This window comes from Microbacterium sp. Leaf159 (genome assembly GCF_001423615.1).
GTDB lineage: Bacteria > Actinomycetota > Actinomycetes > Actinomycetales > Microbacteriaceae > Microbacterium.
This window is the reverse complement of sequence record NZ_LMOU01000001.1, coordinates 910,900-936,904: the sequence shown is the minus strand read 5'-3', so window position 1 is coordinate 936,904 and position 26,005 is coordinate 910,900. Positions and strand designations below refer to the sequence as shown.

General features: G+C 69.0%; 27 protein-coding genes. 9 read left to right on the top strand and 18 right to left on the bottom strand.

Annotated elements, in window-relative coordinates; translation table 11 throughout:
- Nucleotide 1: 1 nt before the first annotated feature.
- Nucleotides 2-472, top strand: a complete 471-nt coding sequence (locus ASF80_RS04575; protein WP_056308371.1) for an SIP domain-containing protein — start codon at nt 2-4, stop codon at nt 470-472.
- On the opposite strand, the gene ASF80_RS04570 is transcribed toward ASF80_RS04575, so the two are convergent.
- From ASF80_RS04570 to ASF80_RS04555, 4 genes are all read right to left on the bottom strand, one after another.
- Nucleotides 430-912: a hypothetical protein gene (locus ASF80_RS04570; RefSeq protein WP_056308369.1), complete on the bottom strand. Its 483-nt coding sequence runs from the start codon at nt 910-912 to the stop codon at nt 430-432. The two genes, ASF80_RS04575 and ASF80_RS04570, sit on opposite strands and share 43 nt — an antisense overlap.
- Nucleotides 909-1,712, bottom strand: coding sequence for an arginase family protein (locus ASF80_RS04565; protein ID WP_056308367.1), 804 nt, complete (start codon nt 1,710-1,712; stop codon nt 909-911). The genes ASF80_RS04570 and ASF80_RS04565 overlap by 4 nt, the downstream gene beginning before the upstream one ends.
- A gap of 66 nt (nt 1,713-1,778) precedes the next feature.
- Nucleotides 1,779-2,522, bottom strand: a complete 744-nt coding sequence (locus ASF80_RS04560; protein WP_056308365.1) for a PspA/IM30 family protein — start codon at nt 2,520-2,522, stop codon at nt 1,779-1,781.
- Between the two features lie 55 nt (nt 2,523-2,577).
- The gene (locus tag ASF80_RS04555) at nt 2,578-4,626 is read right to left on the bottom strand and encodes a TPM domain-containing protein (protein ID WP_056308363.1); all 2,049 of its coding nucleotides are present in this window, start codon (nt 4,624-4,626) and stop codon (nt 2,578-2,580) included.
- 122 nt (nt 4,627-4,748) lie between these two features.
- Here ASF80_RS04555 and ASF80_RS04550 point away from each other — a divergent pair, with 122 nt between their 5' ends.
- Genes ASF80_RS04550 through ASF80_RS04530 form a run of 5 tightly spaced genes read left to right on the top strand, consistent with a single transcriptional unit; the run spans nt 4,749 to nt 8,804 of the window.
- Nucleotides 4,749-5,588 carry a DUF3097 domain-containing protein gene (locus ASF80_RS04550; protein WP_056308361.1) on the top strand — a complete coding sequence of 280 codons (840 nt, stop codon included), beginning with the start codon at nt 4,749-4,751 and terminating at the stop codon, nt 5,586-5,588.
- A gap of 43 nt (nt 5,589-5,631) precedes the next feature.
- Nucleotides 5,632-6,357 (top strand): tRNA (guanosine(46)-N7)-methyltransferase TrmB, encoded by a 726-nt coding sequence (gene trmB, locus ASF80_RS04545; RefSeq protein ID WP_056308359.1) that lies wholly within the window; start codon nt 5,632-5,634, stop codon nt 6,355-6,357.
- On the top strand, nt 6,354-7,247 hold the full coding sequence (locus ASF80_RS04540; RefSeq protein WP_056308358.1) for a CPBP family intramembrane glutamic endopeptidase: 894 nt from the start codon (nt 6,354-6,356) through the stop codon (nt 7,245-7,247). Before trmB ends, ASF80_RS04540 begins: the two co-directional genes overlap by 4 nt.
- Before the next feature lie 27 nt (nt 7,248-7,274).
- Nucleotides 7,275-7,667 carry a DUF1304 domain-containing protein gene (locus ASF80_RS04535; protein ID WP_056308356.1) on the top strand — a complete coding sequence of 131 codons (393 nt, stop codon included), beginning with the start codon at nt 7,275-7,277 and terminating at the stop codon, nt 7,665-7,667.
- 60 nt (nt 7,668-7,727) lie between these two features.
- Complete coding sequence (locus ASF80_RS04530; protein WP_056308355.1) at nt 7,728-8,804, top strand: DNA polymerase IV; 1,077 nt, start codon at nt 7,728-7,730, stop codon at nt 8,802-8,804.
- Nucleotides 8,805-8,822: 18 nt separating this feature from the next.
- Here the strand turns inward: ASF80_RS04530 and ASF80_RS04525 are convergent, their stop codons facing one another.
- From ASF80_RS04525 to ASF80_RS04510, 4 genes are all read right to left on the bottom strand, one after another.
- Nucleotides 8,823-9,224, bottom strand: a complete 402-nt coding sequence (locus ASF80_RS04525) for a RidA family protein (RefSeq protein ID WP_056308352.1) — start codon at nt 9,222-9,224, stop codon at nt 8,823-8,825.
- Between the two features lie 106 nt (nt 9,225-9,330).
- Entirely contained in the window at nt 9,331-10,308 is a 978-nt protein-coding gene (locus tag ASF80_RS04520) for a zinc-binding dehydrogenase (protein WP_056308350.1), read from the bottom strand.
- A 46-nt stretch (nt 10,309-10,354) separates the two neighbouring features.
- The gene (locus tag ASF80_RS04515; RefSeq protein ID WP_056308348.1) at nt 10,355-10,777 is read right to left on the bottom strand and encodes an organic hydroperoxide resistance protein; all 423 of its coding nucleotides are present in this window, start codon (nt 10,775-10,777) and stop codon (nt 10,355-10,357) included.
- 26 nt (nt 10,778-10,803) lie between these two features.
- On the bottom strand, nt 10,804-11,271 hold the full coding sequence (locus tag ASF80_RS04510; RefSeq protein ID WP_200934742.1) for a MarR family winged helix-turn-helix transcriptional regulator: 468 nt from the start codon (nt 11,269-11,271) through the stop codon (nt 10,804-10,806).
- Between the two features lie 113 nt (nt 11,272-11,384).
- Between ASF80_RS04510 and ASF80_RS04505 the strand changes: the two genes are divergently transcribed.
- Nucleotides 11,385-12,518 carry an AI-2E family transporter gene (locus tag ASF80_RS04505; protein WP_056308345.1) on the top strand — a complete coding sequence of 378 codons (1,134 nt, stop codon included), beginning with the start codon at nt 11,385-11,387 and terminating at the stop codon, nt 12,516-12,518.
- 82 nt (nt 12,519-12,600) lie between these two features.
- Nucleotides 12,601-13,227, top strand: a complete 627-nt coding sequence (locus tag ASF80_RS04500; protein WP_056308343.1) for a hypothetical protein — start codon at nt 12,601-12,603, stop codon at nt 13,225-13,227.
- 15 nt (nt 13,228-13,242) lie between these two features.
- Here ASF80_RS04500 and ASF80_RS04495 read toward each other — a convergent pair whose 3' ends face one another.
- From ASF80_RS04495 to ASF80_RS04455, 9 genes are all read right to left on the bottom strand, one after another.
- On the bottom strand, nt 13,243-14,547 hold the full coding sequence (locus ASF80_RS04495) for an ion channel protein (protein WP_235559880.1): 1,305 nt from the start codon (nt 14,545-14,547) through the stop codon (nt 13,243-13,245).
- Nucleotides 14,544-15,743 (bottom strand): AI-2E family transporter, encoded by a 1,200-nt coding sequence (locus tag ASF80_RS04490; RefSeq protein WP_082488345.1) that lies wholly within the window; start codon nt 15,741-15,743, stop codon nt 14,544-14,546. Before ASF80_RS04490 ends, ASF80_RS04495 begins: the two co-directional genes overlap by 4 nt.
- 127 nt (nt 15,744-15,870) lie before the next feature.
- Nucleotides 15,871-16,662: a polyprenol monophosphomannose synthase gene (locus tag ASF80_RS04485; RefSeq protein WP_056308341.1), complete on the bottom strand. Its 792-nt coding sequence runs from the start codon at nt 16,660-16,662 to the stop codon at nt 15,871-15,873.
- Between the two features lie 19 nt (nt 16,663-16,681).
- Nucleotides 16,682-17,305: a class F sortase gene (locus ASF80_RS04480; RefSeq protein ID WP_056308339.1), complete on the bottom strand. Its 624-nt coding sequence runs from the start codon at nt 17,303-17,305 to the stop codon at nt 16,682-16,684.
- Complete coding sequence (locus tag ASF80_RS04475) at nt 17,305-18,462, bottom strand: glycosyl hydrolase family 8 (protein WP_056308338.1); 1,158 nt, start codon at nt 18,460-18,462, stop codon at nt 17,305-17,307. Before ASF80_RS04475 ends, ASF80_RS04480 begins: the two co-directional genes overlap by 1 nt.
- Nucleotides 18,462-19,304, bottom strand: coding sequence for a DUF4397 domain-containing protein (locus tag ASF80_RS04470; RefSeq protein WP_056308336.1), 843 nt, complete (start codon nt 19,302-19,304; stop codon nt 18,462-18,464). Before ASF80_RS04470 ends, ASF80_RS04475 begins: the two co-directional genes overlap by 1 nt.
- Nucleotides 19,305-19,342: 38 nt before the next feature.
- A complete protein-coding gene (locus ASF80_RS04465) occupies nt 19,343-21,352 on the bottom strand; it encodes a glycosyltransferase family 39 protein (protein ID WP_056308334.1) in 2,010 nt (669 codons plus the stop codon).
- Nucleotides 21,349-22,821 (bottom strand): glycosyltransferase, encoded by a 1,473-nt coding sequence (locus tag ASF80_RS04460; protein ID WP_235559879.1) that lies wholly within the window; start codon nt 22,819-22,821, stop codon nt 21,349-21,351. Before ASF80_RS04460 ends, ASF80_RS04465 begins: the two co-directional genes overlap by 4 nt.
- A complete protein-coding gene (locus tag ASF80_RS04455; RefSeq protein ID WP_082488183.1) occupies nt 22,818-23,294 on the bottom strand; it encodes a GtrA family protein in 477 nt (158 codons plus the stop codon). Before ASF80_RS04455 ends, ASF80_RS04460 begins: the two co-directional genes overlap by 4 nt.
- 180 nt (nt 23,295-23,474) lie before the next feature.
- Between ASF80_RS04455 and ASF80_RS04450 the strand changes: the two genes are divergently transcribed.
- Nucleotides 23,475-25,106: a DHA2 family efflux MFS transporter permease subunit gene (locus ASF80_RS04450; RefSeq protein ID WP_056308333.1), complete on the top strand. Its 1,632-nt coding sequence runs from the start codon at nt 23,475-23,477 to the stop codon at nt 25,104-25,106.
- Here the strand turns inward: ASF80_RS04450 and ASF80_RS04445 are convergent.
- A complete protein-coding gene (locus ASF80_RS04445; RefSeq protein ID WP_082488182.1) occupies nt 25,092-25,928 on the bottom strand; it encodes a helix-turn-helix transcriptional regulator in 837 nt (278 codons plus the stop codon). The genes ASF80_RS04450 and ASF80_RS04445 overlap by 15 nt on opposite strands.
- Nucleotides 25,929-26,005 lie beyond the last annotated feature (77 nt).

Below are 26,005 nucleotides of genomic sequence, written 5' to 3'. Positions count from 1 at the left end.
CATGGAGACCTTCCTCGAGACCCGCAGCACGCGCGCAGAGCGCCGCGCAGCGCGTCGTCGCGCACACCACCTGGTGACGGCTGACGAGCACTCGCTCGCCGAACTCGAGGTCTTCCTCGCGACACTGCCGCTGTGCGCATCCGGTCGGATCTTCATCGAGGTCGCACAGGCCTCGGACATCGGCGTGATCGATGCGCCCGGCCGTATGACCGTGACGTGGCTGGCTCGGGGAGAGCGCTCCGGCGCTCCCGGAACGGGCCGTGCGTGCGCGCCAGGAGAGGCCCTCGCCCGCGCGACCTGCGCGTGGGCCGACGAGATGCTCTGCGACGACGAGCTCGAGACCCACGTCACGCTGCTGGGCGGCTACCTCGGTACCGCCGACATCGTCGAGCACCTCACCGGATCACTCGAGATCCAGCCCGCGCAGATCTACGCGCCCGAGCGCTTCGGGCTTCTCCCCTCCGAGCGCTGAGGAGCGGTCGTCCGGCGCACGTAGTTGCCGTCTTCCAGACCCGCCTCGATCTCGAAGCGGTTGTGGAGCGGATCCCGCCCGGCGAACAGGTACAGCACCGGCAGCAGGATGCCGTAACGGAGCCACTGTGCCTTGTGCACCGCCTCATGGCGAAGCACCGCATCGGTCGGCCGGGCATCGCCGGTGAGGAAGCACCCGCCCACGCACACCCCGCCGCGGTTGAACGTCCAGTTCGGCATACCGCGGAACACCCACAGGCCCGCCCGGCGCTCGACGGGACCGGTGCTCCACAGTGATCCCCACACCCAGCCGACGGCCGTTCCCCACCAGTACCCGATGCGACTGATCGGCGATCGCAGCAGGAACGACGGGATGCGGCGGTCGAATCGGCGACCCCGCTCGAGGGCACGTTCCGCCGCAGGGCGCCAGTCCTCGGTCATGCGACCGCTCCGACGAGGCGCAGCAGTGCTCCGAGATCCTCGACCGCGTCGGACGGTGAACGCGGGGCGAATCCCGCGATCGTCGCGCCCGCCAGCGGAACGCGCGTGCGGAGAGCGCGGACCGCCGCGCTCAGGGTGGCGGGCGCGAGCCCGAACGGGGACGCGGAGGAGACGCCGGCTATCTCGGCCGGATCCAGCACGTCGACGTCGATGTGGACCCACACCCGGCTCGCGCCGGTGGCCACGACGGCGGCGGCCAGCGCATCGGCATCGTCGAGGTCTGTCACCGACAGCGGGGTGAGGCCGTCGATCGCGGCGACCTCGGCGTCGTCGAGGTCGCGCATTCCGACGGTGATCACGCGGTCGCGCGGGATGCCGGGGGAGAGCGCGAGCTGCGGCTCTCCCTCACCGAGCACCGCCCGCAGAGCCATGCCGGAGAACGCACCGGACGGCGACGTCTCGGGTGTGTTCATGTCGGCGTGCGCGTCGCACCAGACCACCGCGAGATCGTCGGTGCCGCCGGGAAGAGCGGCGAGGGCCGCGACGGTGACGCTGCAGTCTCCGCCCACCACGACCGTGTCGGTCGTCATCGCCGCATCGACGAGCTCTCGAGTGCGCAACAGGGCGCTGAGTCGGCGGACGCCGGTGCCGAGTGACTCGCCGGCCTCGACGGGCACATCGAGCACGGTGGTCGACGCGCGCGGAAGATCACCGGCGATCGCCGACGCGCCGTCGACGAGGAGCATCGCGCGCGGTGCAGGGGAGCCCTGCCACTGCGGGACGACGAGGAATCGCACCATGGGTGCCTCCAGCTATGAAAGAGCGGATGCCCCGGACACGCTGGTCCGGGGCATCCGCAAGGTGTGTCAGGAACCTTCGATGGCCTGACGGGGGGCGGAGCCGCCCGCCTTCAGCTCGGCGAGACGTGCCTCGACCTCGGTGAGCTCTCCGAGGTCCTCGAGGCTCTCGAACTGCGCGTCGAGGCTGGAGGCTGCGAGCTCGATCTTGCCCTGAGCGAGAGCCTCCTGGCGGCGGACCTTGTCTTCGAAGCGGCCCAGCTCGCTGGTCGGGTCGAGGACGTTGATCGACGAGACCGCGTCCTGCACCTTGGTCTGCGCCTCGGCGACCTTGGCGCGGGCGAGGAGCTCGCTGCGCTTGTTCTTCAGCTCGCCCAGCTTGTCCTTCATGCCGTTGAGGCCGGACTTCAGCTTGTCGACGATCTCGGTCTGAGCGGCGATCTGCGGCTCGGCACCCGTGGCCTCGCGCTCCGCGCTGATCTGGCGCTGGAGCGCGATCTTGGCGAGGTTGTCGAACTTGTCGGCGTCGGGGGCGTCGCCGGTCGAGCGCATCTCGTCGGCCTTGCGGCTCGCGGCGAGGGCCTTGTTGCCCCACTCCGTGGCCGCCTGGACGTCCTCTTCGTGGTCGCGCTCGAGGAGGCGCAGGTTGCCGATGGTCTCGGCGATCGCCGATTCGGCGTCGGCGATGCTGTTCGTGTAGTCACGGACGAGCTGGTCGATCATCTTCTGCGGGTCTTCCGCAGAGTCCAGGAGCGAGTTGATGTTCGCGCGGACGAGGGTCGAGATACGTCCGAAGATGGACTGCTTGGTCATGCGTGGTTCCTTTCAGAGGGTCGGACTCGATGTCTGGGGTCGTGGTGTGTGCGGTTCAGAAGCGTCGCCCTCCCGAACGGCCGCTGCGGCCGCTGGAGCGGCTGCCGCCGCCTCCGCCGAAGCCGGAGCTGCGGAATCCGCCACCACCGCTGGATCGCCAGCTGCTGCTCCGGGAGGATCCTCCGCCTCCGCCGCCGCCGGACAGGAGGCCGCCGATGATGCCACCGAGGATGTCGCCGCCGAGGCCGGAACCTCCCGAACCGCCACCACCGCCGAAGATGCTTCCGCCACCGCCGCCCCAGCCGTTCTGATAGCTGCTCGGGCTCATCGCCGCGACATCGGCCTGCGCCGAAGACGTCGCCTGTCGGGCGAGGTCGAGGGCGCGACCCGCCTCGGTGAGCGCCGCCTCGGGGTCGGTGGCACGCAGGTTCAGTGCCTGCGTGAGCGTGGCTTCCGCCTGCGACAGGCGGGTGCGCGCGGTGGATCCGACGGTGCCGCGCCGCGTCTCGATGTACTCGCGCGCGGCGCGGATCTCGGATCCCGCCTGCGTCAGCGTCTGCTCGAGCATCTGCTGCGCTCGTCTGGCTCGCTCGACGGCCTGGGTTCCCTGCGCGATCGCCGCGTCGATCTGGGCGTTCGCCGCGGTGAGCGCCTCGAGCACCCGCTGAGGGCTGCGTGAGTTGCCGGCGAGGGCGGCCTGCGCCTGCTGCAGCTGCTGTGAGGTCGCCGCGGCCGCCGATGACAGGACGCCGCCCGTGTCGGGCAGCTGCTGCGCGGTGGCGATGTCGGCCTGCAGCTCGGCGACCAGAGCCTGGGCCTGCGACTCGATGCTCGCGAGTTCGGCGCCCAGCGCTGTGATCGCGTGCACCAGCTGGGCCGCCTGCGCGACCGACTGCTCGGCGGTGCGGATCGCGAACGCGGCCTCTCCTGAGCGCCCAGCACCGATCGCCTGGGCAGCGGCGTCGATGGAGCGGTCGGCGAGAGCGGCGCGCTCGCGGGCCTGTGCCGGGTTGTCGACGACGGTCACGAGGGATGCCTGGTCGAACGTGCTCGAGAGCGCCGCGAGAGCAGGCTCAGCACTCGCGAGCAGCGTGTCGAGTGCTGCCCGCTCGCCGCGGACCCGCTCGAGCTCCTGCGGAGCGTTCTGCTCGAGCTTGCGGAGTGCGTCGAAAGCCTCGGTGTTGTCGTCGAGGACGTCGTCGATCTCATCGCAGATCTGGATGATGCGGATGTGCCAGGCACGGCGGTCGTGGACGGTGTCCTCGATCTCGTCGTCGAGCTTCTGCTTGAGGTCGAAGGCCTCGGACATCTTCGCCTTGGCCGACTCGACGGCTCCGCTGAAGGTCGAGGTCGCCGCTTCGCCGAACTGGGCCACGGCGAAGCCGAGCTCCTCCCTGCTCGACGTGATGGCGTCATCCGCCTGCACGAGCGCGGCGCCCGCCTGCGTCTGCACCTGCTCGTCGGTCAGGGTGGAGAAGGGGTCGTTGGGGTCGGGGCGCTCGGGCATCGCACCTCGGCGGCGGATCTCGGCGTTGCGCCGGGACCGGCGGATGAGCGCGACGATCAGCCAGACGATGAGTCCGAGAGCGACGACCCCGACGACGATGAGCGTGGTGCGGAGCGCGCCGGCCCCGCCGTCGCCCTGGATCTCGTCTGCCGCGAGGGTGATCGCGCCCTCCCAGTCGTTCTGGGCGGCCAGGCTCTGGATCTGGTTCTCGACGTCGTCGAGCTTGCTGTCGCTCAGCGGACCGTCAGGGGCGGCGGAGATGTAGTAGCTCCGGCCCTCGACCGCGATGGCGAGCAGATACTGCTCGGACCCGAGATTGTTGTTCTCGGCGACGGTGTCAGCCCACTCGACGTTGTCGGTGGGAGAGGTGAAATCGTCGACCAGCACCACGAAGAGGTCGGCGGAGGAGTTGTCGCTGAGGGTCTGGAGTCGCGCCTCGACCGCATCCTCCTGGCTGGGAGAGAGAACCCCGGCGTCATCGGTCACGTACCCGGAGTCGAGCGTGACCGGGTCGGTCGCGGACGCGGCGGATGCGGAGAATGCTCCGGCCGCTGCAGCCGCAGTGAGTGCGGCCAGCGCCAGCCACCGTGTCTTCATCGTGTTCCCTCCGACCGGCAGCCGAGCCCCATGGCACGAGTCTATGCACACAGGCCGACACGCGACAGCATCCGAGCGGCGATAGCCGTTCGCCCTCAGCGGAGACACATACGCTGGAGGGCATGGACGACAGGTACGGATCGGATGTGCTCGCGGCTGGTTGGCGGGAGCGCGCGGCGAAGCCGGTGCCTCAGGTGCCCGCCGAGGTCGATCTCGTCGTCGAGGTCGCGGACGACGGCTACTGCGGTGCGGTCACACGCGTGCAGGGAGGGAACGTCGAGCTCGAGGATCGGCTCGGACGCAAGCGGCTCTTCCCTCTCGGCGGCGGATTCCTGATCGACGGAGCGCCGGTGCGGCTCACCGTCCCCGCCCCGAAGGAGCAGGGCGCCAGGCGCACCGCCTCGGGATCCTTCGTGGTCGCCGACCAGCGTGCACGGATCGCCCTGCCCAGCCGCATCCTCGTCGAGGGAAAGCACGACGCCGAGCTGGTGGAGAAGGTCTGGGGAGCCGACCTGCGCGTCGAGGGCGTCGTCGTCGAGTTCCTGCAGGGAGTCGACCTGCTCGACGATCTGCTCGCCGCGGAGCCGCCGACCGCGTCTCGTCGGTACGGAGTGCTCGTCGACCACCTGGTGCCAGGCTCGAAGGAGTCGCGTGTCGCGGAGGCGGTCGCCCGCGGCCCGCACGGCCGGCATGTGCGCATCGTGGGCCATCCGTTCGTCGACGTCTGGCAGTGCGTGACGCCGCGCGCCCTGGGGATCGCGAAGTGGCCGGAGATCCCGCGGGGCACCGATTGGAAGACCGGGATCTGCCGGGCGTTCGGCTGGCCGCACGAGACGCAGGGCGACACGGGTCGTGCCTGGCAGCACATCCTGTCGAAGGTGCACACGTATCGGGATCTCGAACCCGCGCTGCTGGGTCGGGTCGAAGAGCTCATCGACTTCGTGACGGCTCCTGCCGACTGATCTCCGGTCCGTGACTCCGGACGCCGCCGACTACCCTGGAAGCATGCCCGAACCCCGCACCTTCCGTGACGAACCGGTGTCCTTCGTGCGCCGCAGCGGGCGGATGTCCGACGCGCAGGAACGAGCCTTCGACGAGCTCGGCCCGCACTATCTGCTCGACGTGCCGCGCGACGTCGCCTGGACCTCGGTGCATCCCGAGGCGCGACTCGACCCGAGCGTCGAGTACGGCCGAGATGCAGATCTGTACGTCGAGATCGGATCCGGCCAGGGACACGCGATCGTGGCTGCCGCATCGTCCCGCCCGGACGACGACTTCCTCGCCGTCGAGGTCTTCCGCGCGGGACTTGCCCGCACGATGCTGGACGCGGATCGCGAGGGTGCCCGCAATGTGCGCGTCGTCGAGGCGAACGCGCCGGAGGTGCTCTCGTCGTACCTGCCTGAGGCTGCGGCTGCCGAGGTCTGGATCTTCTTCCCCGATCCGTGGCACAAGAAGAAGCACACCAAGCGTCGGCTCGTGCGACCGGGATTCGGCGAGACGGCCGCGCGGGCGCTGCGTGACGGCGGACTGCTGCGACTCGCGACGGACTGGGAGGACTACGCGCTGCAGATGCGCGAGGTGCTCGATGCCGATCCGCTGTACGAGCGCGCCTTCGACGGCGAATGGGCCGAGCGGTTCGACGGACGGGTGATGACCGCCTTCGAGCGCAAGGGGATCGCCAAGGGGCGCGACATCCGCGACCTCGTGTATCGGCGGAAGTCGCGCGCGTGACCGACGTGCAGCGCAGGTCTGCGACCTGGCCCGCTGTGATCCCCGCACTTCTGGTCTGCGCGGCGGCACCGGCGTTCTTCGTCCTCGAGACCGCCTGGCTCGGCTGGGCGCTGCTCGCGCTCGGTGTCGGGGGAGCGTGGCTCGTCGAACGCGGACGCCCCGTCGTCGCCGACCAGACCGTGAGCGTCGGATCCCGACGCGAGACGGCCCGCGTCATCGGGGTGGCCCGTCAGCCCTCGCTCACCCGCGACCTCGCCCTGATCGCCCTGGGCATGCTCATCGTGAGCGTGATCCCGCTCGCCGCCGAGCTCGACAACCTCGCCATGCTGCGCTTCACACTCGCCCTCGGTGGCGCGGTCGCGGTGCCGTACGTGGTGTCGCGCTTCGTCTTCCGCGACCGCGCGATCAGTTTTCCCTGGCGTGCGCATCGTCGCTGGGGCCGCCTGCAGTGGGGATGGCTGGTCGCGGTGCTGGTGCTGGGCTGGCTGATCCTGCCGTTCTACTTCATCACCAGCGGTGTGTATCAGAACTGGCCGGTCGTCGATTCGCCCGACCTCATCGCCCGGCTCTTCGTCGGCGTCGGCGCGGTCGGCATCTGGGACGAGCTCTTCTTCATCTGCACGGTCTTCGCCCTGCTGCGTCGCCACTTTCCGGATGCGCTTGCCAACGTGCTGCAGATGATCGTGTTCGTCTCGTTCCTCTGGGAGCTCGGGTACCGCGAGTGGGGACCACTGCTCACGATTCCGTTCGCGCTGCTGCAGGGGTTCATCTTCATGCGCACGCACTCGCTCGCATACGTGGTGACGGTGCATCTGCTCTTCGACGCGGTCGTGTTCGCCGTGCTCGTGCACGCGCACAATCCCGGACTCCTGCCGATCTTCCTGCTCTAGAGTTCCGCGGGTCGATACGATCGACTCATGCTCATCGTCGGACTCGTCCTCGCCGCGGCCGCAGCCGCATTCCATGTCTTCATCTTCGCGCTCGAGTCGCTGAAGTGGACCGAGCCCGAGACGAGGAAGCTCTTCGGTGTCGCCACCGAGGCCGACGCCATCACGATGAAGGCGCTCGCCTTCAACCAGGGGTTCTACAACCTCTTTCTGGCGCTGACCGCGCTGCTCGGCGTCGGCTTCGTGATCATCGGATTCACGACGGTCGGCCTGACCCTGGTGTTCGCCGGCACCGGCATGATGCTGGCCGCCGCTCTCGTGCTCGTGCTCTCCGACCCGTCGAAGCTGCGCGCGGCGGCTATGCAGGGCACGCTGCCGCTGCTCGCCGTGATCGCGACGGCCATCGGTGTCGCCGTCGGCTGACAGCTCCGCTGACCGCTCGCGAGGGGTGACAACCCGGCGGACTCGGGCCACACTCGAGGCATGGCCGACTGGGTGCTGCACGTGGACATGGATCAGTTCATCGCTGCGGTCGAGGTGCTGCGCAGGCCCGAGCTCGCCGGCCTTCCGGTGATCGTCGGGGGCCGCGGCGATCCGACGGAGCGCGCGGTCGTGTCCACGGCGTCGTATGAAGCGCGGGCGTTCGGCATCGGGTCGGGCATGCCGCTCAAGATCGCGGCGCGGAAGGCGCCGGAGGATGCCGTGTTCCTCCCCGTCGACCACGAGGCGTATGAGGCCGCATCGACCGAGGTGATGTCAGCGCTGCGTGCCCTGCCCGGTGTGGTGCTCGAGGTCATCGGCTGGGACGAGTGCTTCCTCGGGGTCGACACCGATGACCCTGAGAGCGTGGCACGCTCGGCTCAGGCCGCCGTGCTCGAGGCGACAGGACTGCACTGCTCGGTGGGAATCGGTGACGACAAGGTGCGCGCGAAGATCGCGACGGAGTTCGGCAAGCCGCGAGGCGTGTTCCGCCTCACCGTCGAGAACTGGTTCGAGGTGATGGGGGACAAGCCGACCCGTGATCTCTGGGGAGTCGGGCCGAAGGTGCAGAAGAGGCTCGCGGCCCACGGCATCCAGACGGTGCGAGAGCTTGCGGATGCCGACGAGGACCTGCTCGTCTCCGAGTTCGGTCCGCGGATGGGCGTCTGGTATCACGGACTCGGATCAGGTCTCGGGCCGACTGTGGTCGATCCGACTCCGTGGGTGGCGCGGAGCCACAGCCGCGAGACGACCTATCAGCAGAACCTCACCACGCCCGCCGAGATTCAGGCCGCGCTCGCGGAGCTCGCCGGTCATGCTTTCGACGACTGTGCCGACGAGGGGCGGGCGGTCGTGCGTGTGCACCTCAAGGTGCGGTACGCGCCGTTCGAGACGAAGACCTTCGGGCGCAAGCTCGCGTCTCCGACCGCAGAGCGTGACGAGGTGATCGCCGCCGCTCTCGCCCTCGGAGAAACGCTCGATCCGCAGCGCGAGGTGAGACTTCTCGGCGTGCGCGCGGAGATGACGATGCCTGACGGCGGCGACTCGGCTGAGCGCACGCCGGTGCGTGGCAGGATCTGAGTCGTCCGCCTGCGCTCATCACTCGCGGATGACGGCGGCCACCGCGCTCACCTCGATCAGAGCCCCCGGCACACCGAGCCCTGCGACGAGTGCGGCGGTGACCAGGGGAGGAGCGCCGTCTCGCGCGAGCGTCGAGGCGACGGCTCCGTAGGCGGCACGGAGGTCGGCGTCCTGGTGGATGAGGATGGTCCAGCTGACGACGTCATCGAGGCCCGCGCCTGCGGACTCCAGGGCGGTGCGAGCGTTCTGGACGGCCCGGAGCGACTGCTCGGCGGCATCTGTCGAGACGAGTGCTCCGGTCTCGTCGACGCCGTTCTGACCGCCGACGAGGATCGTCGTCGCCTCTGGGGGGATGACGGCGACATGGCTGAAGGCGGGGCTCACGACGAGTCCTGCCGGCTGTGCGAGTGTGATCTCCATGCGCCGATTCTGCACCCGGGTGCGGACATCCGCGAGGGGCTCGGCGAGGAGTGAGCGGGGCGGGCGCTGAGCCCGCCCCGCCCCGCCCCGCTCAGCTCAGCTCAGGTCAGAACTTCAGCAGGACCTTGCCGACGCGGCCGGCAGTGTTGCTCGCACGCACGGCGTCTGCTGCGTCCGCCGCGTCGAAGACGCCGGCCACCGGAAGGGTGAGGGTTCCCTCGGTGACGCGCTGGATCAGCTCGCCGAACAGGGCGCCACGCGTGGCGGCATCCATGGTCTGGATGACCTTGCTGCCCCAGAAGCCCTTGACCGTGGCCTGCTTGAAGATGACGTCGCCGGACGCGATCTCCATGGTGGGGGAGTTCATCGCGCCGAAGGCGACGAGCGTCCCACCCTCGCCGAGGAGCGACAGCACGTCACCCGCGGACGATCCGCCGACCGAGTCGACGCCGAACGCGATGTGCGCCCCGCCGGTCAGCTTCGCGACCTGCTCGCGCCAGTCGTCCTGATCGGTCGAGACGACGTTCTCGATGCCCTGCTCGCGAAGCTCGTCGACACCTGCAGCACGGCGCACGAGGCCGATGACGTTCACGCCCCGCGCTGCGCCCAGCTGGGCGAGCATGCGGCCCACGGCGCCGTTCGCCGCGTTCTGGACGATCCAGTCGCCCTTCTCGGCGCCCAGGAACTGCAGCAGGCTGATCGTGCTGAACGGCATCGAGACCAGCTGTGCGGCGCTCTCATCGCTCAGCGACTCGGATACGGGGATGAGTCCTGCGGCATTCGCGACGACGTACTCGGCCCAGGCGCCGAACGTGCCGCCCGTGGCGACCCGCTGGCCGACGGTGAGGTTCTCGACGCCCTCGCCCAGTGCATCCACGATGCCGAGCGCCTCGGTGCCGGATGCTGCGGGCAGCTCGGGCTTGAAGCCGTAGGTGCCGCGAATCGTCCAGAGGTCGTGGTTGTGGATCGGCGAGAGCACGATCCGCAGCCGCACCTGGCCGGGGCCGGGCTCGGGCGTGGGGCGGTCGGTGACGGTCAGAACCTGCTCGGGATCGCCGAAGGTGTCGTGGGTGAGGGCTCGCATGATGTTCTCCTTGTGGGATCGGTCGTGGTGGAGGGTGTCGAGCGGATCAGTCGTCGGTGACGGTGATCGCGACGTCGATGTTGCCCCGCGTGGCATTGGAGTAGGGGCAGACCTGGTGCGCGGCATCGGCGAGAGCCTGGGCCTGGTCGTGGGGGAGGTCGGGGATGACGACCTCGAGCTGCACGGCGAGGCCGAATCCGCCCTCGCCGTTCGAGCCGATCTGCACGCGAGCGCCGACAGAGGAATCGGTGATCTTCACCTTTTGTGCGCGGGCGACCGTCTGCAGTGCGGAGTGGAAGCAGGCCGCGTAGCCGGCGGCGAACAGCTGCTCGGGGTTCGCGCCGTCTCCGCTGCCGCCCATCTCCTTCGGGATGGCGAGGTCGAGGTCGAGGCGACCTTCGCCGGTCGCGACGCGGCCGTTTCGTCCTGCTCCGGTGGCGAGTGCTTCGGCGGTGTAGAGAGCGTCCATCGTGTGGATTCCTTCCGGGTTTGGGGTCAGTCGGCGCGCGGCGCGCGCGCAGAGGGTGCGGGCACGGCTGCGGAACTCTGCAGTCGTGCGGTGAGTTCGTGAAGCTCGGCGATCAGGCGGTGACGCTGGTCGTCGTCCTGCATGCCGGCGAGGGCGGCGATCGCGGTGTGGACCGGTGCGACCTCGGAGCGGAGTGCCGTTCCTGCGTCGGTCAGGCCGACTGTGACGACCCGCTCATCGGCCGAGCTTCGCGCCCGTGCGACGTAACCCGCCTGCTCGAGGCGGCGGACGAGAGGGGAGAGTGTGCCCGAATCGAGCTGCATCGCATCGCCGAGTGAGCCGACCGTCTGCTCGCCCTCCATCCAGAGGATCGCGAGCACCAGGTACTGGGGATAGGTCAGCCCCCACGGTGCCAGGAGCGAGCGGTAGGCCTGCGTCGTCGCGCGTGCGGCGGAATACAGGGAGAAGCACACCATCTCATCGGTCACGGACATGTTTCAAGAATTGCACACAAGTAGATTGTGCACAACCTAAGCCCCTGTCCACATCACCCGAAGCGGGCGAGCGCCGATCCTGACCCCCGGGAACATCTCGTTACTCTGCTGACGTGGACGAGACCACATCAGTAGAAGACGGCTCGACCGCACCGCCGGCTCCGCCGCGGTGGGGACGTCTGCAGCGCGTGCTGCCGGCATATCCGCTGCGCTCCGGATTCGCCGTCGCCGTCGGCGTGCTCCTCGCGATCGCGCTCGCCGCGACGATCGCGGGTATCTCGACGGTGTTGATGTCGATCTTCCTGGGCGGGTTCCTCGCTCTGGGGCTTGATCCTGCCGTGCGCGCACTGGAGCGTCGCGGTGTGCGCCGACCCGTCGGGGTGGCGATCGTCGCCGTCGGATTCCTCGTCCTCGTCGCCGCGATCCTCGTCATCGTCGTGCCCGCCACTGTGCGCCAGCTCGCGGCGGTGATCGCGAACGCGCCGGAGACGATCGAGTCGGTGCAGGAGAGCGACTGGTATCTGAGCCTCGAGCAGAACCTCGGCGTCGATCTCTCCGCCGTCATCGCAGACAGCGTGCACTCCCTCACCACGTTGTCCTCGGTCCTGACGATCTCCGGCGGAGTGCTCAAGGCGGGATTCGGCGTGATCGGCGCCGTGTCGAGCTTCGTGATGGTCTCGGTTCTCACGCTCTACTTCGTCGCCTCGCTGCAGAGCATCAAGACGACGGCAGCGCGACTCGTGCCCGAATACCGTCGTGAGCGCTTCTCCCGGTTGCTCGACGAAGTGACGTCGTCTGTGGGTGGCGTCGTCGCCGGCGGCGTCACGCTGTCGGCCATCAATGCGGCCGTGGTCCTCGTGCTCCAGCTCGTCGTCGGCTCGCCCGCGCCGGCGCTGCTGGCCATCGTGGCGTTCTTCATCACACTCGTGCCGATGATCGGCTCGCTGGTGTTCCTCGTCATCGGCGGCGTCGCCACTCTCTTCGTCAGCCCCACCGCCGCTCTGGTGTTCGTCCTCGCATACTTCGTCTACATCCAGATCGAGGCGTACATCGTGACGCCGAGGGTGATGGGTCGCGCCGCCGCAGTGCCGAGCGTCCTCGTGATCATCGGCGCGATGATCGGTGCGACGCTGCTCGGGCTCCTGGGAGCGCTCGTCGCGATCCCCATCACCGCATCGATCCTGATCATCATCCGTCAGGTCTGGATACCGCGTCAGGATCGGGAGACGTCGGCTCCGGCGGAGTGACCATCGTTTCCGCTCGCCGCGGTCACCCCTGTCGGGTGAGCGGCCGTGCACGTGATCCCGGGTCCACGTCGACAATGGGCGCATGAACGAGACCTCCCACGATCGCCCCCGAGTCGATCGGATCCTGGACATCCTCACGGTCGTCCTGCTCTCGATCACCGCGGTCATCACCGCCTGGTGCGGCTTCGAGGCGTCGAAGTGGGGCGGCGAGATGTCGATCGCCTTCAGCCAGGCATCGAGCGCGCGTGTGCAGGCGGCGTCGGCGGAGGGAACGGCGCAGGCCGCGCGTCAGTACGACCTCACGGTCTACACCGAATGGGTGCTCGCGGAGGCCGACGGCAGACAGGAGCTGGTGCAGTTCATCGAGGATCGGTTCACCCCCGAGTTCGCGCTCGCCTTCGACGCCTGGAACGCCGAGGACCGCGCATCCCAGGGCCCCTTCGCGATGGAGGAGTACGTGCCGCCAGGGGCGGTCGAGGCAGAGGAGCTCAATGCCCGAGCCGACGCCAAGTTCGACGAGGCCCTCGCCAACAACCAGCGGGGCGACGACTATTCGCTGCTGACGGTGCTGTTCGCCCTGGTGCTCTTCTTCGCCGCGCTGTCGCAGCACCAGAGCGCCGCCTGGCGCCGCAGGACGTTCCTCGCTCTGAGCGCTGCCATCGCGGTCGTCGGCTTCGTGATCCTGCTCACCTTCCCGATCAAGATCTGACCGAGGGTTCTCCGCTCAGCTCGTCTCGGGTCGCAGCGGTGCCGGAGACTCCTCTGGCCGGGCGTGGATCACCATCTCCGGTGCGCGCGACACCAGCAGCCATGTCGGCAGGACGGCGACGCACAATACGGCGAGCACGGTGACGCTGCCGGTCACCGCGACGGCGATGAAGAGGGCGATCCACCCGTCGCGCGAGACCGCGAGCACCATGCCCAGCACGCCTGCGGCGACCGCGAGGCTCACCGGGATGCCGGGGACTGCGGCGTTCGCGAGGACTCCGATCGCGGTGCCGATGAACACAGCGGGAAAGACCCGCCCGCCGCGGAACCCGGCTGCTGCCGCGATCATCAGCGCCACGACCTTGACGGCGACGATGACGGCGAGCTCGGCGACGCTGTAGTCGGCTCTGTTCGCAGTGATGGCGGCAGTCTGCTCGAGGCCTTTGAACAGGGTGATCGGACCGCCGATGGCGCCGAGCACCCCCAGCAGCGCGCCGCCGAGCGTCACGTAGAGGGCCGGGTGGCGAAGGAGCCGGAACGAGCGGTGCAGCAACGGGAAGACCGCGGACGCGCCGATCCCGATCGCTGCGGAGACAGCCGCGATCACGCTCGCGCTCAGCAGATCGATCGCGGCGACCGTGTCGTAGGCGGGCAGCGGGACGGCGAACTCCGGATGGCTCAGCAGTGACATCGTCACGGAGCCTGCTCCGGCGGCGAGCAGGGGCAGGAAGAGCTTGTCCCAGAGCGCTCCCGACGCGATGGATCCGACGACCCCGGTGAAGACGAGCGCTGCGGCGACGGGTGTGCCGAACAGTGCGCCGATCGTCCCGGCGGCGGTGACCAGCACGACCAGTTCTCTCGAGATGCCGGGCCACAGGCTGCCGAAGGCCGCGACGAGGATGCCGGTGTTGATGGCGATGATCGGACTCTCAGGCCCCAGGCTGACTCCGCCCGCGAGTCCCAGCACGCTCACCAGAGCGAGAGACGGGAGCGCGGCCAGAGGCAGCGGCGGCGCGATGAGGTCGGTCGTCGCGGAGTCCCGACCGCCGTGTCCGGGAAGCAGCTGTACTCCGAGCCCGATCGCGAGTCCTGTCAGGGTGAGCACCGACAGGATCCACCACGGCGAGTCCGGATCGATGCCTGCGAGAGCCGGCAGTCCTGACCAGAGGGCGTGCTGGAGGAGCGCGGCCACTTCGTCGAGTCCGAACAGGATCAGCGCGGAGACCACGCCGATCACCACGCTCGGCAGCGACAGTACGAGCAGCCGGCGGACGGTCCAGCGCGGCAGCTCTCGGGCGGTCGAGGACATGTCGTCGGTCATGACGGTCGCCTTCGGATCCCGTGCTGATTCCAGGGGATGCGCCGCCCCTCTCGGCGGGTGTTCTCGCGTGGAGAGCCGCGCGCGATCTCGTGCGCAGAGGGGATCGCTCCGCGATCTCCGGACACCCACCGCAGCCACACGGTGTCGTCGTCCCTGCCGCCGAGCAGCAAGTCTCGAGCGAGCAGAGTCAGCGGGACCGCCAGCAGGGCGCCGACCGGTCCGATGATCACCGTCCAGAACACGACCGCGAAGAAGCTCAGAGTCAGGCTCAGTCCGACCGCATCGCTCACGAACTTGGGCTGGACGAACACCTGCAGCACGACGTTCACGAGGCAGTAGACGGCCACGACCCCGAGCAGCAGGGGCCAGCCGCCGACGGCGAGGGCGAGGATCGCCGGGGGGATGAGCCCGATGACGAACCCGATGTTCGGGATGAAGTTCGTGACGAAGGCCAGCACCGCCCAGAGGAGGGGCGCAGGGACCCCGAGCCACCACAGCGCCAGGCCGTCGATCGTGGCGACGATCGCGCCGAAGACGGTGTTGACGACGTAGTAGCGACGGATGTCGGAGTTCAGGCGCGCGATCCGCGCGATCGTCTCGGCCCTGCGGGCGCCGAACACGATCGAGGCGCGCTGGTATCGCCCGGCATCCACCGCCATCACGACCACGTACGCGCAGACGAGGAAGAGGGCGACGGCGATGCCGACGGCAGCCGAGCTCGCACCGGCGACGAGGCGGAGCAACCCGGTCACGGCAGCGCCGGATGCATCGGCGCCGGATGCGTCGGCGCCGGATGCGTCGGCGCCCGGTGGTCCGAGAGCGCCGGACACCCAACCGTCGAGCTGCCCGGCGGCGTGGGCCAGATCACCGCCGGGGGAGAGATCTCGGAGAAGCCGGGTGAACTGCACGCCGGCGATCCAGACGAGCGCGCCCATCGAGAGCAGTACGGAGTAGGCGAGCACGACGATGGCCGCGACGCCGATGCTCCGTGGCCACCCTCGTCGGGCGAGGGCAGTGCTCGCCGGACTGCAGATCACGACGATGACCAGGGCTACGGCGAGCGGTGCGATCACATCCCGGAGCAGGAACACTCCGGCCAGCGTGATCGCCGCGCACGCCAGCACAACGAGGACTCTCGTGCCGGCGGCGCGAGTTCGGCCGTGAGACCGTGAGCGCTGCTCTGCCGACTCTTCCATCGCGCTCTCGATCCTCTCGCCCCGGATGATGCCGTGCCACGTCGTGCGCGGCATCATCCTGACACCGAGCGGACACGACGAGAGCGGCCTCGTCACCCCTTTCGGGCGATCCGAGGGCGTGCGCAGATCACGAGCGCACTGGCGGGAGCATCCGGTGGGAGAGCGCCCTGACCGAACGCAGCCTCTGGCCGCCGCGAAGGAACAGCCCGATCGCCGTGAGTCGACGGCGTAGACCCCACCAGGTCACCAGGGCCAGGGATTCGGAGACGATCGAGCCGCTCATCTTCGATTCCCCGTGCACACGCTCGACGAAGGTGATGGGGACCTCGACGACACGGAGTCCGCGTTCGAGGGCCCGCCACAGCAGGTCGACCTGAAAGCAGTACCCCTGCGAGGCGACGTGGGCGAGGTCGATGCCGCGCAGAGCAGCGGCGCTGAACACCCGGTATCCGCCGGTCGAGTCGCGCACGTCGATGCCGAGAGCGAGACGTGCGTAGAGGTTGCCTCCCCGGCTCAGCACCTCGCGGTGGCGTGACCAGTTGACCACGCGGCCGCCGGGAACCCAGCGGGATCCGAGGACCAGGTCGTGGTCGATCAGCTGCTCGACGAGCTTCGGCAGCTCCTCAGGGCGGTGGGAGCCGTCGGCGTCCATCTCGACGAGCGCCCAGTAGTCGCGTTCGAGACCCCAGGCGAAACCGGCGAGGTAGGCGCCTCCGAGTCCGTTCTTCTCGGTGCGATGCAGCACGTTGACCTGGGGGTGGTGCTCGGCGAGCGCATCCGCCAGCTCGCCCGTGCCATCGGGAGAGGAATCGTCGACGATGAGGATGTCGGCGTCGGCGGCTGCGAGGACGCGGTCGACGATCGCCTCGATGTTCTCGATCTCGTTGAAGGTCGGGATGATGACGAGTGTCTCGTTCATGGGGGTCCTTTCGCCGGAGTCAGTCGCGGAGTTCCGCGAAGACGATGAGGTTGTCGAGGTAATGGCCGGTGGACGGGTCGAAGATTCCGCCGCAGGTGATCAGTCGCAGTTCGGGGGCGGGGACGTTGCTGTAGACGGCTGCGGTGGGGAACTCCGCTTTCGCCGACTGGGTCGTGCCGCTGACCACGAAGGTGAGTGCCGATCCGTCGGCGAGGGTGACGAAGATCTCGTCCCCGGCTGCAAGCGCGCCGATGTCGGCGAACACGGCCGGCGCGGTGGGCGAGTCCACATGGCCGGCGATGATCGCCGGACCCACCTGGCCCGGCACGACTCCGCCGGAGTACCATCCGGCGAGGTCGAAGTCGACGGGGGCAGCGAGGCGTCCGCTCGCATCGATCGTCAGATTCTCCAGCGTCGTGTCGACGCCGATCGCGGGGATCTGCACCCGCGTCGGCGGCGAGGCATCCGCAACCGGCTCCGGTGCGGAGGGATCCTGCAGGCCGCCGGCCGAGAATGCGCCCGGACTCGGAGATGACGACGGTGAGGATGCCGCGTCAGTCGCTCCGCAGGCGCTCAGAAGCAGCGCGAGCACGAGAGCCCCCGCGGCGGCGACGACGGTTCGGGTCGCGCTGCTCCTGGACATCAGACCCGTCCCGTCCCGCAGCCGCCGAGGGCGTCGTCGGTGAGCATCGCGGTCGACAGCATGACCCACGCGGTGCCGTAGTACGTCGGGAACTCGGTGGCAAGGTCTGCGGCGCGCTCGAGGTCTGCTGTGGCGGCCGCGCCGTCGCCGGCTGCCTGAGCGGACGCGGCGCGGGCGGTAAAGCCGAGCGGCGACTGCTCCTCCACCAGAGCGCCGCCTCCGAGGTCGAGACGGGCCGACACGTCCTGCTCGCGGTCGAGCGTCGAATAGGGGAGGCCGGCGAGCGCGATGTCGTCGGGCGCGCACGACTCCGCGTAGCGCAGGAGGAGCCGGGGAGCGTCGAACGCGTACTGCACGGGATCGCCCTCGCCGAGGGGGCCCGGCATGGGCTCGATCAGTCCGTCAGCGTGCACCTGCGCCCAGTCCGGAGGCAGATCGGTCGCGTTAAGGATCTCGCTCGTCACATTCGCACTGCCTGCCTGCAGCTCGGTCCACCGCGGGTCTCCCGTGGCGGTGCCGAGCAGCTCGAACGCGACAGGCGAGGCATAACTCGGGTTGTACGCGTAGGGCTGACGATCTGCTGCCCACAGGCCCGGAAGCAGGATGCGTCCACGATCGGTCTCGACGGTCAGCCGATCGGCGATCACGGCAGCGAGTTCGACGCCGTCCTCGCGGAGGTCTGCGCGACCGAACCGGTCGCCCGCCAGGACGAGGGCGCGCGCGGCGTCGAGATCGGCATCCGATGCGGGCTCGTCGTCGACGACCTCGCCGTCATCCCAGCGCCAGGCCATCAGCCCGTCCGGACGCACGAGTTCCTCCTGGGTCCACTCCCAGATCTCGTCGAAACGTTCTTCGTCCTCGGCGATCACCGCGGCGAACAGACCGTAGGCCTGCCCCTCGCTCACGGTGTCGCCGCCTTCATCGTGGCGGACCACCCTTCCGCCCTCGACCCAGTCATCGAGGAACGCGGTCGCCAGCTCCGGGGCGTCGAGAGCGGGACCCTCGGCTCCCGACGGCGGCAGAGCGGTGGAGGTGGCCTCGGGCTTCGCCTCGGGAGGCGCGTGATCCGAGGTGCTCACGCCGACCGCGACCACGGCGGTGCCGGCGGTCACCAGCACAGCGCCCGCCGCGACGGCGATCAGTGTGTTGCGTCGCATCAGAGCGCCTCTCCCCGGAACTTCGCGGGCGTGGTCGACTCCACCTCCGCCGACGACAGGTAGCCGCCACCGGTGTCGACACCGCCGTCGGGGACGTCGCCCACCGACGAGCTGTCGAGGATCGGCAGGATGGTCAGCCCGCCGCTGGAGGTGTCGAGGACGAACAGGGTCGTGACGCTGCCCGGCGTGACCGAGACATCGGCGGTGTCGGTCACGCCGTCGCCGCTCAGGTCGAGCGTCCAATCGCCCGCGGGGATCTCCGCATAACCGGTGGCGGAACCTGCCTTGGCATCTCGCGCGATCGCGTCGCCCTGTGCCGTCGTGACATCGACCTCGGGGGTGACGGTCGACGCCTGGATCAACCGGATGCGGGCGGCGCCGGCCGCCGGCTGGGTCAGATCGTCATCGAACGCTCGCACCTGGAGGTCGGCGGTCGGGCCGTAGGCGGCGACGGTCGTCGCGGTGCCGCTCTCGATCGTCACGGTCTCGGAGATCACCGGGACGCTCGATCCGGAGGCTCCGGCCGGCACCATGCTCACGGTGTAGCTGCCCGCGGGAAGCTCCCGGTAGTCGGAGACGTCCCCGTATCCCACGCCGTCCAACTCGAACAGCGTGGATCCGCCGCTGACCGCCGAGACGCGCACGTCGACCGACTTGGTGTCGGGCGAGAGATGGCCGAGACGCAGCCAGCCGGCCTGTTCGCTCACGGCGGCGGGTGCGGCGGCGCTCGCCGCGGGGCTCGTTGCCGCCGTAGCGGGCAGAGGTGCGGCGACGAGGACGAGCAGCGCTGTCGCCCCGGTCGCAGCGGCGACGTTCAGGTGCGGGAATCGTGAATTCTTCATGATGTGCTCCTTCGGTGATGGATCGGTGGATTCGTGACTCAGGGCAGCGTGGGCTGTACCGAGACGGGGTAGCGGAGGACGACGTCATCGCCGTCGATCTCGACGGACGCCGGTGCATAGACCCCGGTGAGCGAGTCGACGAGCGCCTCCGCGTCGGCGCTGAGCCTTCCGTCGACGACGGTGGGAGAGCCCGCGATCGCCGACAGTGCGAGCTGACGGAACGTGCCGCCGTCTTCACCTGCCACGATGGGGAACCCCGTCACGCTGACAGATCCCGCGCCCGCCAGCGTGGCGAGAACGGCGATGATCCGTTCGTCGACCTGCCCGGCGGTCAGTCGATCCCGGTCTGCGGTGCTCAGCTGCACCTCCGGATTGGTGGCGAGCTCCGAACCGAGGGCGGCCCGGTTCTCCGCTGCCGCCTCGAGCGACACAGCGGCCTGCGCTGAGCCGTCGATCGTGACTCGTCGCACCTCCACCGCCTGCGTGCCCTCACCGAACGTGGCGACGACGACGGAGTTGTCGATCGCCTCCTGCACCTGCGGGAACGCGCCGGGGAACGTGCGCATCGAATCTGTGGTGATGACGTAGTCGGCGTCCCGCCACCCGTTCGGCGAGTCGGCCTGCACGGCGGGATCGGTGTCGAGCTTGTAGTACCAGATCACGTTGTCCCGATCCCAGCCGGCCTTCACGAGGTCGACCCACATCGCGTCGTCGACGATCACGCGCTGATCCGTTGACGCGTTCTCCATGAGCCACTCCTGCGCGCCGCGCAGCGGCGCGTCCAGGTCGGCGAGCACGAATCCGCGCAGCTGGGTCGTCCACAGCGGTACGGCGACGATCGCGCCGATCGCGGCCACCGCGACCGCACCGATCGCCAGCGGTCTGCGGCTCGCGCCCCTACGACGGAGTCGGGCGATGGCGTGGTCGACGACTCCGGCGATCAGGAGGGCACCGAACGGGATCAGCATGATGACGTACGGCACGGGCAGATATCCGCCAGGGCGGAACATGAACAGCGTCATGGCCAGCACCAGAACCGCGTAGGGGCGGAGGCGGGGAAGGAGGAGCGCGGCTGCCGCCGCGAGCAGACTGAGCACGATGAACACGGGATCCAGCTGCCACCACATGCCCAGCGTGCGGTTGATCAGCGAGTCCGGGTCCGTGATCGATCCGCTGCCTTCGCGCGAGCCGAGCTGGAAGGTGATGCCCTCGATGAGGCTCACCCGTTCGGGGCCGCTGAACAGCTCTCCCTTGACCGCGGCGAGCAGCAGATAGCTGCCGCCGATCAGGACGAGGATGCTCGCGGCGACCGAGAGGGTGTAACGACGGGTCTCTTTGCGTGCCGACCGCACCATCACCCAGATCAGGAACGGCAGGGCGAGCAGGAAGGTCTCCTTGGTCAGCACCGAGACGCCGAACGCCACAGCGGAGCCGGCGAACGCCGCGAGCTGGCCGCGTCGATTGGTCGCGAGGAAGAACGCGAGCAGCAGCCACGGCACCGCGACGTTGTCGAGGTAGACGGTGCGGTGGAACTGCACGGCCAGCGGTGACAGGGCGAACAGGATGCCGGTGGCCGCAGCCGCGCCCCGGGACATGCCGAGCCGACGGGCGAGTGCCCAGAGCAGCGCCACCGAGATGAGAGCGGCGACCAGCACTGCCTCTCGCCCCGCGAGCACTGCGATGTCCCAACGCTCGAACGCGCCGGTGAGTTGCGTGTAGCCGGCGATCTGCAACCAGCCGAGCGGCGGGTGGTCGTACCAGTACGTGTAGTGGGCGAGCTCGCCGAGGTGCGTGACCGCCCACGCCTGCGCCGTATAGGTGCCCTCATCGTCGATGCGCTGCGGCGCTCCGCCCACGTTCAGGAAGTTGACGACGGCGCTCACGACCAGCACGGGGATGAGCCAGAAAAGGTCACGGGCATGGGTGCGCATCCAGTCGCCCAGGCGACGGACACCTCCCCAGCCGCGGCCGGCTCCGTCTTCCTCTGCCGACGGCATGGCCCCATCGGTCGGATCGGCCTGCACGGGCTTCTCGAGTGTGGTGCTCACGCTGCCACCTCCTCGCGGATCCGTGCGGAGGCTGCGCCCGTAGGCGTCGACTCCTCTTCGCGATGGGCGCCGGTGTGCTCCGTCTTCTCCCACCCGCGCTCGCCGCGCAGCTCGCGGAAGACGGCGCGGATGGCGGCGCCTGCCAGGAGTACCTGGAACGGGATGGTGCCGAGAACCAGACGGATGTAGTCGATGACGCGCACCTTCTGGCCGTACAGCCTGCCGAATTCTCCGAGACCCGCGATCTCGACCGCGACCGTGACGATCGTCGGTGCGAGGGGGATGAACGTCAGCAGCGCCACGATCGTGGGGACCTTCACCACGAGGATGAGGAACACCGACAGCGGGATCAGCAGGCCCGTCGCCGCTTGCAGGAACGGCATCGCGAGCATGTAACGGGCGAAGAGACGTTGTCCGCGAGTGGGGAGGGTCCGCCATTCGCCCTTGCGCAGCACCTGGAGGAACCCTTGGTTCCAGCGCGTGCGCTGCTTGTAGAACGACTTCAGGGTGCCGGGGGTCTCTTCACGGGTGACGTACTCGGGGCTGTAGGCCACGACGACCTTCTCGCCCTGGCTCGACAGGCGCACGCCGAGTTCGCAATCCTCGGCGAGGCACTCGGCATCCCATCCGTGGTTGTACTCGAGCGCGTCGCGCTTGACGAACACGGTGTTGCCGCCGAGCGGGATGAACTTCGCCCCCGCGTGGAAGTGCAGGCGGGATCGGAACCAGAAGTAGTACTCGAGAACGTTGCGCAGCGACCACCAGCTGCTGCGGAAGTTCATCAGCTGCACGCCGCCCTGCACGACCGTCGCGCCGGTCTCGGTGAACCGCGAGTCGATGTGACGCAGCAGCTCGGGGTGCACTTCGTCCTCGGCGTCGAACACGCCGACGATCGAACCGGCGGCGTAGGGGAGCGCTCTGTTCAAGGCCTTGGGCTTGTTCTTGGGCACGCTGTCGTCGACGACGACCTCGATGCGATCGGGATGCCGTGCGGCCGCCGCACGCACCACGGCGGTCGTGCCCGGATCGTCGTCCCCGACGATCGCGATGATCTGCACGTCGGGGTGCGTCTGGGCCGCCAGGGCGTCGAGCGTCTGCCCCATGACCTCCTCCTCGTGCCGGCCGGGCACCAGGAGCGTGAACGTGTGCTGGGGGGCGTGCGGTTCCTTCGAGAAGGCCGTGCTGTCGTAGGTGCTCTTGGAGCGCCAGGCGTAGAGCATCCACCAGAGGGTGGTCACCGCGATGATCGTCAGCGCGAGAGCCACCAGGATCAGCCCGGAGTAGCCGACGACAGAGGCCCAGTCGACACCGGCCGCGTTCTGCGATGCGTCGATGAGTCCTGGGTCGAGGACCTCGCGGTTGGGCACGCCCTGGGGCGCCGGCGCCTGATCGGGGGAGGGCGTCAGAAGCGGCTCGGGAGCGGGATCGCTCTCGAGACGACGAGGGATGAGTGACGAGAGGACGGTCACGATGTTGCCTCCTGTGGAGTGCGGAAGACCAGGAACCGGTACGTGAAGTAGCGGAAGAGGGTGCCGAGGACGAGCCCGATGACGTTGCCGGAGATGTTGTCGGCGAGAGCGGAGGTGAATCCGAGCAGGTAGTGCGAGACGAAGAGGCATGCGGAGGCGATCAGCAGCCCGCCGCCGTTCGCGAGAAGGAACAGCAGGAGCTCTTTGGCGACCGCCGGACGCCGGGTGGTGCGGAAGGTGACATAGCGATGACCCAGCCAGGCGACGCCGGTCGCCACTGTGACGGAGATCACCTTGGCCCAGATGACGTGGTCAGGCATCACAGTGGCCCTGAGCAGGTTGTATCCGCCGACGTCGACGACGAAGGCGATGAGTCCCACCCCGCCGAAGGTGGCGAGCTGGGGGATCGCTTCTCGCACCGCCGTGACGAGGCGAGACAGCAGGAGCGATGGCGCGGAGGGGGTAAGCGTCATACTCGCGGTTCGGAGGCATCCCGCGATGCGGATTGGATTAATTCGGCCGGGAGCGAAATATCGGTTGGCGGCGCCCAGGCGAGGTGGTCGTCTTTCGCTCAGAGATGAGCGGAACCCAGTTTTCCGCGGGATTTCGGACTATTCTCGCCTGTGCTCCAATTGCTAGCTAAGCTAGTAGTCATGGAACGATACTTTCGGCTGCGGTGGGTGGGCCTGGTCTTCATCAGCATCGCGGTCTCGCTGATCATCGTCGACTCGACGATCGTGAACGTCGCGATCCCCGCCATCGTCGACGACCTGGGCATCACCTCGACCGAGGTCCAGTGGGTGCAGGAGGCCTACACGCTGGTCTTCGCCGCGCTGCTTCTGGTGTTCGGCAGCCTCGCCGATCGATTCGGCCGTCGCCGGGTGATGCTCATCGGCGTGGCGGTCTTCGCGGCGTCGTCCGTGCTCGCGGCACTCGCCCCCGACGGCGGGATGCTGATCCTCGCCCGCCTGGCGCAGGGCGTGGGTGGAGCGATGATCCTGCCGACGACCCTGTCGATCATCAACGCCACGTTCCGCGGGCGCGAACGCGGCATCGCCTTCGCGGTGTGGGGCTCGACGATCGGCGGCATGGCCGCCGTCGGACCGTTGCTCGGCGGATGGCTGACGACCGCCTTCTCGTGGCGATGGGCCTTCGGCATCAACATCCCTCTCGGGATCATCATCGTCGTCGGCGTGCTTCTCACCGTCGCCGAATCGCGCAGCGATCGCACCTCCCGCATCGACGTGGTCGGGGCGATCCTGTCGGTCGTCACCATGGGAAGCCTCGTGTTCGGGTTGATCGAGGGGCGCACGTACGGGTGGTGGCTCGTGGATCAGCGTCCGCAGATCGGCGACTGGAAGTGGCCGTTCGACCTCTCGCCGATCCCGTTCGCCTTCGCGCTCGCAGTCGTGGCGCTGATCGCCTTCATCGCCTGGGGTGTGCACCGTGAGCGCCGCGGGAAGTCCACTCTGCTGGCGCTCAAGCTGTTCTCCATCCCCTCGTTCCGCAACGGCAACATCGCGGCGACCGTGGTCTCGCTCGGCGAGTTCGGCATCATCCTCGCGCTGCCGCTGTGGCTGCAGTTCGTGCTGGGGTTCGATGCGCTGCAGACGGGCCTGCTGCTGCTGGCGCTGGCCGGCGGGTCGTTCGTCGCCAGTGGCGCCGCCGGGGCGGCGAGCGGCAAGGTCGCACCGGTGTGGGTCGTGCGTGCCGGGCTGATCGCCGAGATCATCGGCGTCGCGGGTGTCGGCTTCGTCATCGCTCCGGATGCCTCGTGGGTGCCTCTGATTCCGTTCCTGTTCGTCTACGGACTCGGCGTGGGTCTCGCGACGGCCCAGCTCACCGGTGTCGTGCTCGCCGATGTGCCGGTCGCCGACAGCGGCGCGGCATCCGGAACCCAGTCGACCTCCCGGCAGCTCGGGGCGGCGCTCGGAGTCGCCGTGCTCGGCACCGTGCTGTTCACGAGCACCGCGGGGATCCTCGCCTCCTCGCTCGATGACAGAGGGCTCTCGGCCGATCAGCGCGACCAGGTCGTGTCATCGGTCGTCGACAGCGCCGGTGCGGCGATCGGCGGACTCGAGGCGAACCCCGAGACCGCAGCCATCGCGGACGATGCCAAGGCCGCCTTCTCCGACGGCACGCGCTTCGCCGCGTGGACGGCAGCCGGCTTCCTGACGCTGGGTCTGCTCTCGACGATCTCTCTCGGATCGACGACCCGCTCGCGCTCCGATGAAGACGATGAGACGGCGTCCGACGCCGTCCCCGAGGCATCAGCGGGCGAGTGACGCCAGCTCTCCGCGAGTGCGGCATCCGGTCTTGCGCAGCAGATTCGACACGTGGAACTTGACCGTGTTGTCGCTGATCCCGAGCATCGTCGCGATCTCCCTGTTGCGTGAGCCGCCCACGACGAGGCGGAGGACCTCGCGTTCTCGGGCGGACAGCTCTGAGACATCGCCGAGGGGCTCGGGGGCTGCGGGTGGGTCGAGGGGGAGGCGGATGTCGATCGCGGAGCCCCACCCTTCGGTGGACGACACGGCCAGATCTCCGTTCAACGCGACGACGCTCTCGGCAGCCGGGCGAAGCGCATCGTCGCGCACCGAGAGCTCACCGCGCCCGTCGTCCCTGATCCCGATCAGCAGGTTCAGGCCGTCGCAGTCCCACTGGATGCGCACCCGACGGGCTGTGCCGTCGTCGACGATCGCGAGGACCGAGTTGCGGACGATCGCCCGCGCCGCGTGTGCGACCTCGCTCGGCAGCGCGCGTCCGGTCGTGGGCGGCTCGACGAACTGGAGGTCGAGGTCGCCGAACCGCTCCAGAGGGCGGAGGTCCGACTGAAGCCGTGCGAAGGCGCCGACCACCGGTTCCAGGACGGCATCCAGGTGCTGATCGCTCGCGACGCGCAGCTGCACCAGTGCACTCGCGGCGGCCTCGATCGCGAGGTTCCGTGCCGCCCGGTCATCGAGTCGATCGGAGCGCAGGATCGCGAGCAGCGATTCCAGGGTCACGGCATGTCGATCGCCGAGCTCCGAGAGCGCCCGAGCGCCCTCCTGCTGCGCGCGTCGGAGGGCGGGGGAGTCGATCGTCGGAGTCGCGTCGATGGTGGTCACCTACCCATCATGCCCCACCCATCCTTTCGGGTAGGCGGAACCATGCGATCGGGCGGGGGCGGCAGCGGCATCACGGG